The sequence below is a fragment of the Halomonas sp. genome, assembly GCF_033549285.1.
GTDB lineage: Bacteria > Pseudomonadota > Gammaproteobacteria > Pseudomonadales > Halomonadaceae > Halomonas.
Genome location: NZ_JAWSUJ010000033.1, coordinates 28,569 through 39,477 on the forward strand (window position 1 = coordinate 28,569; position 10,909 = coordinate 39,477).

A 10,909-nucleotide genomic window follows, 5' to 3' on the forward strand; every position below is an offset into this window, starting at 1 on the left:
TTTACGCAGTGTGGTTCGGACGAGAACCAACCAGATAGCTTGCGAGATCGCCAACAATGAACTCGATGGCGGTGACCAACACAACGGCACGGCTGTACAGTCGTTGTTGTTTATCGGCTACAGCTTCAGGGAGTGGACCTCGAAGGTCCTCTGGCTTGGCCACGTTTTTACGCTTCATCAAGCAGCGAATAGCGCTGGCATGTGCCTGATCCTGACGACCAGAGGCAATGCGCTCAATAACGTGGTGGATGCGACGATACTCCATGTCGAGAGCAATCAGTTGAGATTCCTCGTCTTGCGTCAGGAGTAGTCCGGGATTGGCGTACAGCAGAAATAGAACACGATCCCGCGAATATTGCAGTTCGCTGTATATCCCGAATAGGGCATCGTTTGAGGCGTCCCCAGTGAAAAATGCACGGGGAATTGTCGCGAGGGTGTGCTGCTCCGCTTGCTGTGACGGATGCATGAGCGATCTCCTTTGCTCGTTGGTCTGTGTAGCCTTGCCAGGACTGTGTAGCTGTACATGCCAATTGAGGCGGTTAATGCAGGCTCCTATTTCGTTGGCATGTGGCAGTTGGTTTCATTTCTCGATGCCGGATTGCGATGGCATCAATTCAACGAGCATCCCGGTGGAGATCATCCGGGTGGGCATAGTGGGTACAGCAGACCCGGCCCTTTGCTTCTTAAAAAATATTAATAATAGGTTGCTAAGCCGAGGATTATGCTCTCGTGCTAAACCAACGACGAGAACCATACCCTACATTAGTAATAGTTGCAAGACTTTTCGTTGACGCAGCGAAATTTCTCTGATGGATGGTTGTGACATCAATCGGTGATGGCCTTCGTGAAGCTACTACTCCAGTCAAAGGGCAGGGTAGTGGCAGGTGGTCTGGATGAGTGCGATGGCACCGAAGCTGTGCGTCATTGCCGATGATGCAGTTCCAGCTTGCGCTATTGCGCTGACTTGGCTAGAGTCTCTGCATCATAGGCGATGACGTATACATTGGAGCCAGATGACTACCTCCAAGTCCCATCAAGCTCCCTTGAGAGCCCTGGCGGATATCAAGCCAGGCTATCCCTTCCGAGGGGCAATCAGGCACGACCCCAAGGGTGAGGTCAGCGTGGTTCAGGTACGCCATCTTGACCCGGAATACGGCTTCGGTGAGGGCTGTCAGGCCGGCGCGCTTGATCGTGTGACCTTAGAAGGCAGGCGTAAGCCAGATTATCTGCAATCCGGTGACATCCTGTTCGTTTCTCGTGGTGCGCGTTTTTTTGCCGTTGTGGTACCTCACATCATCCCCGATCACACAGTCTGTACCCCCCATTTTTTTCTGATTCGGCTCAACGAGTCTGCGAAAGCTGTCATCACGCCGGAATTCCTCGCGTGGCAGATCAACCATCATGAAGCACAGTCGTACCTGACCAGGCTCGGGCAGGGAACACTGCAACATAGCATCAGCAAGTCCCAGCTCAAGGATCTGCCTGTGACTATTCCATCCCTTCATCGACAGTCCCTGGTCACCTCACTCCACCGTGCCGCGCTGGATGAGGCTGAGCAGTTAAGGGCCCTGATCGCCAATCGTGAACAGGAAATGCGCGCCCTGGGCATGGCCGTGCTCTCGGAAGCGCGGGCATCCGGACAGGCTCCCGTCCCCGCCCAGAACGACCAGGCCGCCGCTGGCCACCCCTGATCAAGGAGAACACCCATGAGCAACGACGCTACTCACAACGTGGCCATCAAGCAGGAGCGGATCAACAAGGCCGTCTGGAATGCCTGCGACACTTTCCGGGGCACCGTCGATCCGAGCATCTACAAGGACTACGTGCTGACCATGCTGTTCGTGAAGTACCTGTCGGACGTCTGGCAGGATCACTACGACCAGTACAAGGCCGAGCACGGCGACTTCCCCGCGCTGATACATGAGTTGATGCAGAACGAACGCTTCGTGCTGCCCCCAGACGCCAATTTCTACTCGATGTATGAAGCCCGTCATGAGCCGGGCAATGGCGAGCGCATCGACAAGGCCCTTCACGCTATCGAAGAGGCCAACACCGGCAAGCTGGCCGATGTCTTCCAGGACATCAGCTTCAATTCCACCAAGCTGGGCGACGAGAGACAGAAGAACGAGATCCTCAAAGCGCTGCTGGAAGACTTCGCCAAGGATGATCTGAACCTGCGGCCGAGCCGCGTAGGGAAGCTCGACATCATTGGCAACGCCTACGAGTACCTGATCAAGCAGTTTGCCGCGTCCTCGGGCAAGAAGGCGGGCGAGTTCTACACCCCGCCCGAGGTGTCCGAGTTGATCGCCGAACTGGTCGCCCCCCATGAGGACGATGAAATCAGTGACCCGGCCTGCGGCTCCGCTTCTCTGCTGCTGAAGTGCGCCAATCAGATCCGCACTGCGTATGACGGCTCCAAACGCTTCGCCCTGTATGGGCAGGAGGCCATTGGCAGCACCTGGGCGTTGGCCAAAATGAACATGTTTCTACATGGCATCGACAACCACAAGATCGAGTGGGGCGATACCCTGCGCAACCCCAAGCTGCTCGATGGCGAAGGTAAGCTGAAGCACTTTGACGTGGTGGTGGCCAATCCGCCGTTCTCATTGGAGAAATGGGGGCATGAGGCGGCAAGTCACGATCCCTATGGCCGATTCCGGCGCGGCGTACCTCCCAAGACTAAGGGGGACTACGCCTTCATCCTGCACATGATCGAGACGCTCAAGCCGCGTACCGGGCGCATGGGCGTAGTGGTGCCCCACGGCGTGCTGTTCCGGGGTTCCAGCGAGGGCAAGATCCGCAAGGAGCTGATCGACGAGGGGCTTCTGGATGCGGTGATCGGCTTGCCGGAGAAGCTCTTCTATGGTACCGGCATCCCGGCGGCGATCCTGGTGTTCCGCAAGGACAAGACGGACAGCAAGGTGCTGTTCATTGACGCCAGCAGGGACTTCGTGGCGGGTAAGAACCAGAACCAGCTCAGCGACGAGAACGTGGCCAAGGTCGTCAGCACTTACCAAAAGCGTGAGACTGTCGACAAGTACAGCTACCTGGCCTCCCTGGAGGACATCCAGGAGAACGACTACAACCTCAACATCCCGCGTTACGTCGACACCTTCGAGGAAGAGGAAGAAATCGACTTGATGGCGGTTCGTGCAGAGCGACAGAAGCTCAAGGCGCGGCTCGATGAGCTGGACCGCGAAATGGAGGGATACCTCAAGGAACTGGGCTATGTCTCGTAAGCCGGGCGGAAGCGCTCCGCGCGGGCAGGTGAGCGCTCAGCTGGTGGCGGATATCCGCCAGCTGGTCGAGACGGCGCGCCGTGAGGTGGTGCAGGCCGTCAACAGCAAGATGGTGCAGACCTACTGGCACATCGGCTGCCTGATCGTTGAGGATGAGCAGCGCGGAGAGGCACGCGCGGCTTACGGCAAGCGGCAGCTTCAGCAGCTTTCGGAGACGCTCACCGAGGAGTTCGGTAGGGGCTTCGACGTCACCAACCTGCGTACCATGCGGCGTTTCTACCAGGCGTTTCCCATTCGAGACGCACTGCGTCTCGAATTGAGCTGGACGCACTACCGTGTCCTGTTGCGGGTGGAGAGCGAGGAGGCGCGTCACTGGTATCAACAGGAAGCCATCGAGCAAGGGTGGAGCGCACGGGCCCTGGAGCGGCAGATCAGCAAGCTCTACTATGAGCGGCTACTGAGCAGCCATGACCGGGTAGCGGTACAGCAGGAGGCGCAAGAGCGCACTCACGAGCTGACTGGGCATGCCCCCAAGCACTACTTGCGCGACCCGTATTTGCTCGACTTTTTGAACCTGCCCAGTGACCGCTACCTGGAAGCCGACCTCGAGCGCGGGCTGATCGACAACCTTCAGGCCTTTCTGCTGGAGTTGGGCAAGGGTTTTGCCTTTGTCGCGCGGCAGCAGCGCATCAGCACCGAGGACCAGGACTTCTACATTGACCTTGTCTTCTACAACTTCAAGCTCAAGTGCTTCCTGCTGGTCGACCTCAAGCTGGGTAAGCTCACCCACCAGGATGTGGGCCAGATGGACAGCTACATCCGCATCTACGACCAGCACCGCAAGGAGAGCAACGACAACCCCACTATCGGCCTGATCCTTTGCAGTCAGAAGAGCGAGGCGGTGGTGAAGTACTCGGTACTCACCGACAGTGAGCAGATGTTCGCCGCCAAGTATCTGCCGTATCTACCCTCCGAGGAGGAGTTGCGGCGTGAACTGGAGCGGGAGAGGGCGTTGGTGCAGCAGCATATTGAACAGAAATCGGACAAGGAGGTGGGTAATGATTCCTGAGGGGTGGCATGTTAAAAATTTGTCAGAGATTACAAAAGAAAAGATTTCTTACGGAATTGTTCAAGCAGGACCACATGTTGAAGAAGGTGTGCCTTACATAAAAAGCTCTGATCTTTCCAGTTCTCTTGACATTAATTCATTGCAGAGGACCAGCAAAGAAATTCATTGCAAGTATCGCCGATCTGCGGTGCATCCTAATGATATTGTATTTTCTTTAAGGGGTAATATTGGGGAGTCAAGGATTGTCCCTAGCCAAATAGAAGAAGCTAATTTGACACAAGGGACTGCCAGAATATCCATAAAGAGGTGCTTTAGCACGGAGTTTTTTTATTATCAAATAAAAAGTTCGCCTATCATAAATAAGATCAACTCTCTTAGCAAGGGGAGTACATTTAAAGAAATATCACTGGAAGAGCTTAGAAAGGTTAAGGTGGTTGTTCCTCCCCCCTTGGTGCAAAACAAAATCGCCCGCATCCTCTCCACATGGGATGAGGCCATAACCACCACCGAGCGCCTGATTGGAGCAAGCCAGCAGCGAAAGCGTGCCCTGATGCAGCAGCTGCTGACCGGAAAGCGGCGGCTGCCAGGATATACCTCGCCTTGGGAGACATTATTCCTGAGTGACGTTTGTTATAGGGTCACAGAAAAGAACAATGGTCAGAGCACAAATGTTGTCACAATCTCAGGAAAAAGAGGGCTAGTGCTGCAAACTGATTTTTTCAGTAAATCGGTTGCTTCAGAAACTTTAGATGGGTACACCATCTTGAGAAAGGGGCAGTTCGCCTACAATAAGAGCTACTCAGATGGCTATCCTATGGGAGCCATAAAGCGACTAAATCTGTATGATGATGCTGTTGTTACCAGTCTATACATATGCTTTGAAGTCAATGAGGCCGTTGCTTGCAATTCCTTTATGGAGCATTACTTCGAATCAGGAGCTTTGAACCGTGCTCTAAAAAAGATAGCCGCTGAAGGAGGAAGAGCACATGGCCTGCTTAATGTTAAGCCTTCCGACTTTTTTAGCTTGAGCTTGATTCTTCCCGGAAAAGAAGAGCAAAAAGCCATCGCCTCCGTGCTTTCCGCATCGGACAGGGAGCTAGAAATCCTTCAGCATAAGCTCGACTGTCTGCGTCAGGAGAAGAGGGCCCTGATGCAGCAGCTGCTGACCGGTAAGCGACGGGTCAAGGTGGCAGAAGAGGCGGTCGCGTAGTCGATCCAGCCTAGCGGCAGAACGGGGTGGGGTTGCCCCGTTGGACACCACAATGCCAACAGGAGCAGGCGATGACGTCACATACGCGACTCACCCCCAACACCACGGAGCTATACGCTTCCCATATCCCAGCACTGGCCACTCTGATCAACGCCGGCTGGGGATACCTGCCACCGTCGCAGGTCACGGAGCTGCGACGCTCCAATCGGGAGGTGGTGATTAAGCCGTTGTTACACCAATGGCTCCAGAAGCACCGCTTCGAGTATCGGGGTGAGTGGTACCCACTGTCGGCAGACGGTATCCAGCAGGTAATCAACGCGGTGACGTCGCTGGGCCTTGGTGAAGGCCTGATGGTGGCCAACCAGCGCCTGCACGAGCGCCTGACGCTGGGGGTAACGGTCACCGAGTTCATGCCCAACGGTCAGAAATATGCCGTGACCGTGCCGTTGGTCGATTGGCATGACGTCCAGGAGAACGACTTCCGGGTGACCGAGGAGTTCGAGGTGTTGTCGGTGCACGGCACCCACACGCGCCGCCCTGATGTGGTGGGCTTTCTGAATGGAATCCCGGTGGTGATCATCGAAGCCAAGCAGGCCGCCTCGGGAAATCCCAACAAGTCGATGATCGAGGAGGGTGTCAGCCAGACCCTGCGCAACCAGAAGGTCGACGAGATCCCGCTGCTGTTTGCTTATAGCCAGCTGGTGATGGCCATCAGCCTCACGGACGGCCGCTATGCCACGACCGGTACCCCGGCCAAGTTCTGGATGCGCTGGATTGAAGAGCAGCTCCCTGAGGCTGAATTCGAGCGGTTCAAGAATCGCCCGCTTCCGGTGAAGACCAAGGACGCGCTGTTTGCCGACAAGAAGCCCGGCGTGCGCGAGCACTTTGAAGCCCTGTGGTCGCATTCGGTGCTGCCCACCGAGCAGGATCGAATGTTGATCAGCCTCCTGCGCCCGGATCGGCTGTTGAAGATGATCCGGTTCTACATCCTGTTCAGCAAGGGCACCAAGATCGTCGCGCGCTACCCTCAGTTCTTTGCCATAGAGGCACTGATCGAGCAGATCACCCAGTTCGAGTCCGACGGCACGCGCAAAGGTGGCGTGGTATGGCACACCACGGGGTCGGGGAAGTCGTTCACCATGGTGTTTCTGAGCCAGGCGCTGATCCTGCACGATGCCCTCAAGGCCTGTCGGATACTGGTCGTCACCGACCGGGTCGACCTGGAGAAGCAGCTTTCCAACACCTTCGCAGAGGGTGGTGCCCTGGGCCTACAAGGTGTTGGTGGTGGCCAAATCGCCAACCGTGCGCGTGCCAGCAGCGGCAAGGAGCTGGCCCGGGAGATCGGCCAAGGCAACCAGCGTGTGCTGTTCACGCTGATCGACAAGTTCCGCTCGGCGGTGAAAGACCCTGCCTGCTACAACCCCAGCGAGAACTTTCTGGTCCTGGTCGACGAGGGGCATCGCGGTCACGGTGGGGAGAACCATGTGCGAATGCGCAATGCGTTGCCACGTGCCTCGTTCATCGCCTTCACTGGTACACCGTTGATCAAGCGCGACAAGACCACCACGGCAGAGCGCTTCGGCCCGATCGTTCATGCCTACACCATGCGCAAGGCGGTCGAGGACGGCACCGTAACGCCCCTGCTTTACGAAGAGCGGCGCCCCGAGCTGGATGTCAACGAGACCTCCATCGACGCGTGGTTCGAGAAGATCACCCAGGGGCTCTCAGATGATCAGAAGGCTGACCTCAAGAAGAAGTATGCCAAACGCGGCGCCGTCTACGGGGCGAAGCGGCGGATCCAGCTCATCGCGTGGGACATCTCGCTGCACTTCGAGCAGCACATCAAGCAATACGACAATGGACTCAAGGCGCAGCTGGCCTGCGACAGCAAGCTCTCGGCAATCCGTTATAAGCGCGAGCTGGATGAGATCGGCAAGGTGACCTCTCGTGTTGTCATCTCATCTCCGGACACACGAGAAGGTCATGAAGACATCGACGAGTCGACGCTGCCGGAGGTGCAAAAGTGGTGGAAAGACAACGTCCCCGGAGACCCGCAGGCCTACGAGCGAAAGGCTATCGAGGATTTTGGTACCGATGGGGAGCCTGACCTACTGATCGTCGTCGACAAGCTGCTGACCGGCTTCGATGAGCCGCGCAATGCGGTGTTGTATATCGACAAGCCGCTCAAGGGGCACAACCTGATACAGGCTATTGCCCGCGTGAACCGCCTGCACGAGGAGAAGCCGTTCGGCTTGTTGGTCGACTATCGAGGTATCCTCAAGGAGCTGGACGCCGCGATTCAGGACTATCAGGACCTGGAAGACCAGACGCAGGGTGGCTATGACATAGAGGACATCGACGGCCTCTACGCCAACGTCGACACCGAGTATAAGCGCCTGCCGGCATTGCACGAGCGCCTATGGAGCTTTTTCTCATCGGTACAGAACACTGGGGACCAGGAAGCTTTCCGGCGCGTGCTGATGCCTCACTACGAGCAGGATGGGGATGGACACGACTTCGATACCAACCAAGCGCTGCGTGAGGATTTCTACGCGGCACTGACCGAGTTTGGCATGTGCCTCAAGCTCGCCCTGTCATCCCGGAGCTTCTTCGAGGACAGGTCATTCTCCGAGGCGACCATCAACAGCTACAAGCGAGACCTTCGCTGGTTTGTGAAATTGCGGCAGATCGCCAAGCAGGATGCGCAGGAGACCGTCGACTACTCCACCTACGAAAAACAGATCCGCAAGCTCGTCGATGATGATGTTACTGCGATCGATATCCAGGGAGGGGAGGGCCTCTACGCCGTGGAGCAGCTGGGCCAGCAACCTGAGGAGGAGTGGAGCGATGAGAAAGCGCGCAACGAGGCCGACCGTATCCGCACTCGCACCAAGAAAACTATCGAGCAGGACCTGGGAGACGACCCCTATGCCCAAAAGGTATTTTCTGAACTGCTGAGGCAAGCCATCGCCGAGGCCGACGCACTGTTCGACTTCCCTGGCAAACAATATGCCTTGCTCAAGGAGGTTGAAGAGCAGGTGCGAAAGCGTGATGTACCGCGCATCCCACCAGTGCTCCAGGACAATCCGCATGCGCGGGCCTACTACGGCGTGTTTCGACTCCAGTTGGGTGAAGAGGCTGTTGAGAGCATGTCAGAGGAAGAGCATCAGGCGCTTGTCGACGAGGCGGTGGCCATCGACGCAGTGGTCGATCAGCAGGTCGCACAGAATACGTTGAACCCGCAAGGCATAGAGTCGGGGATCCGTAGGGAGCTTCTCCCGACCCTGTTCAAGCGTTTTGGCCTTGAGCAGGCTAAGGCGATCATCGACGACGTGATCCATATCGTCCGTGTGGGACGTCAGCGCGCATGAGCGATATCCAGCATCAGCAGGAGGCACCGCGCTACTCGGTACGCTATGGGCAGAGGACGCTGTCTTTTTACTGGACGCAAGCCGATAGCAAGACGAGTTGCAAGGCGGTGATTCACGTCCATCCCAATGGTGAAGTTGAAGTGCAGACCCCTGTCGGGACACCGCTGATCGAGGCCAAGCAGGCGCTGCTGAAGCGCGCTCGTTGGGTCACCGAGCATTTGGACGAAATCCATGAGCGTCGGCGCCACGTGCTGACACGTGACTATGTGAGTGGCGAGACGCTGTTCTATCTGGGGCGTCGTTATGTGCTCAAGAGAGTGCCCAGTGATGACCAACGGCACGTGAAGCTGTTGCGTGGCCAGCTTCAAGTAACAGGCCCCGATCTCACCCGTGAACGGGTGAAGGGCGACCTGCGGGCGTGGTATCGTCAGCGGGCGAAGGAAGTGTTCCAGCGGCGCTTGGCTCACTTGGTGGGTCAACTGCACTGGCTAGAGAGCCGTCCCGATTGGCGGCTACTAGATATGAAGACACAGTGGGGCAGCTGCTCCCCCAAAGGCGTCATCTTGCTGAACCCCCACCTGGTGAAAGCGCCGACGGAGTGCATCGACTATGTCATCCTCCATGAACTGTGCCACTTGGAGGAGCACAATCACAGTCAGCGCTTCTATGATCTACTTCGCTACGCTATGCCGCGCTGGGAGGTCGTCAAGCACCGCCTGGATGGGATGTCTGAAATACTGCTAAACGAATGAGACCACCAAGATTGAACACTAGAGTATTAGTGGCGAACTCCCGAGTGGACCATTAATTCAACCAGCCGCAGGACGTGCGTCACACCCACCCTGCCGACTCGGCATAATGACTCACCCCCTGGTTCTCGGAACGGTGGACAGGGGACTGGCGATGGATGTGGTGTATGCAATGCACTATGGGTAAAAGATACTAATCAAACATATGCTTTTTTCGGAACGATATCTCTTCGCCCTGTCTCGCCCTAATCAGATCGATCAAAGCTTTGTAGAGACATGAGGATTCTCTAGCATCGATATACTCAAGCTCTCTGAATTCTGCAAAAGCTAACCGGAAAATAAGTTTTTTGGCATCGGGTTCATCAAGGTCTGGGAGCGGCTCTTCATGGCCAATGGTATCAAGGTGCTCTTCGATTCTTTCCTGGATAATGTCTTCAAGCTTCATGGTTCATCGCAAAGTTGTATTTATATGATATGGCAAAGGCATATTCATAGTCAACAATTCATGTTCATAAAGCTTGTGATATTAATGACGGTTATCTGAGTATCAATTGTACAGGTTTGGAATGGTGAGTAAGCGAAGAAGTGATTGCTAGCATTCATTCGCCCTAGAAATCATTCTAGAGAGATACAGTCACTTTCTTAGATAAAAGAACGGTAATTGATCAACTTGTCTCTCAAGCGCTTTCAAAAAGTGATTTTGTATTCAAAAGAAAAAACCGCCATTAGGCGGTGAATAGTGGTTCATTTATGAATCACGGCATCCTTGCCGTGTCCTGCATCATCCGCCTAATGGCGGTCAACGTGGCTCCAAGGACCCGGAACTGTCATGGATCTCTAAACCGCAGTGTGGCGGGGACAGTTCTCTCGAAGGAGTGGTGACAGTCAATGCTGCCTGGACGTGGCTACTGACTCAATAAGTTGCCAGCGTGGCTGACATCTCGAGCGTCATGAGCATCACAGTCTTTCTCTAAGCCGCCCGTTGGGCGGGGAACAGCTCTCCCGGAGGAGCGGTGACAGCCAATGCTACCTGGACGTGGCTACTGACTCAATAAATTGCCAGCGTGGCTGACATCTCGAGCGTCATGAGCATCACAGTCTTTCTCTAAGCCGCCCATAGGGCGGGGAACAACTCTCCCGGAGGAGAGACAGCATCCGTGCTCCCAGTACGTGGCTACTGATTCAGTAAACCGCCAATGTGGCGCAGTATGTGAGCATCATTACCACACAACATGAGCGACGAAGGGGAAAAAGCGTATGGCACTGCTTCA

At 55.8% G+C, this 10,909-nt stretch carries 8 protein-coding genes; 6 read left to right on the forward strand and 2 right to left on the reverse strand.

Features of this window, described 5'->3' with window-relative positions:
- Position 1 precedes the first annotated feature (1 nt).
- Complete coding sequence (locus SCI24_RS09460; protein ID WP_318725155.1) at positions 2-466, reverse strand: hypothetical protein; 465 nt, start codon at positions 464-466, stop codon at positions 2-4.
- 547 nt (positions 467-1,013) lie between these two features.
- Between SCI24_RS09460 and SCI24_RS09465 the strand changes: the two genes are divergently transcribed.
- The 6 genes from SCI24_RS09465 (at position 1,014) to SCI24_RS09490 (ending at position 9,641) form a co-directional block, all read left to right on the forward strand.
- Positions 1,014-1,691, forward strand: coding sequence for a hypothetical protein (locus tag SCI24_RS09465; protein WP_318725156.1), 678 nt, complete (start codon positions 1,014-1,016; stop codon positions 1,689-1,691).
- Positions 1,692-1,706: 15 nt separating this feature from the next.
- Positions 1,707-3,239, forward strand: a complete 1,533-nt coding sequence (locus SCI24_RS09470; RefSeq protein WP_318725157.1) for a type I restriction-modification system subunit M — start codon at positions 1,707-1,709, stop codon at positions 3,237-3,239.
- Positions 3,229-4,308 (forward strand): PDDEXK nuclease domain-containing protein, encoded by a 1,080-nt coding sequence (locus SCI24_RS09475; RefSeq protein ID WP_318725158.1) that lies wholly within the window; start codon positions 3,229-3,231, stop codon positions 4,306-4,308. The genes SCI24_RS09470 and SCI24_RS09475 overlap by 11 nt, the downstream gene beginning before the upstream one ends.
- Positions 4,298-5,518, forward strand: a complete 1,221-nt coding sequence (locus SCI24_RS09480; RefSeq protein ID WP_318725159.1) for a restriction endonuclease subunit S — start codon at positions 4,298-4,300, stop codon at positions 5,516-5,518. The genes SCI24_RS09475 and SCI24_RS09480 overlap by 11 nt, the downstream gene beginning before the upstream one ends.
- A 71-nt stretch (positions 5,519-5,589) precedes the next feature.
- Entirely contained in the window at positions 5,590-8,889 is a 3,300-nt protein-coding gene (locus SCI24_RS09485) for an HsdR family type I site-specific deoxyribonuclease (protein ID WP_318725160.1), read from the forward strand.
- Positions 8,886-9,641, forward strand: a complete 756-nt coding sequence (locus tag SCI24_RS09490) for a SprT family zinc-dependent metalloprotease (protein ID WP_318725161.1) — start codon at positions 8,886-8,888, stop codon at positions 9,639-9,641. Before SCI24_RS09485 ends, SCI24_RS09490 begins: the two co-directional genes overlap by 4 nt.
- Positions 9,642-9,831: 190 nt before the next feature.
- On the opposite strand, the gene SCI24_RS09495 is transcribed toward SCI24_RS09490, so the two are convergent.
- Positions 9,832-10,083, reverse strand: a complete 252-nt coding sequence (locus SCI24_RS09495) for a hypothetical protein (RefSeq protein ID WP_318725162.1) — start codon at positions 10,081-10,083, stop codon at positions 9,832-9,834.
- Positions 10,084-10,909: the final 826 nt, after the last annotated feature.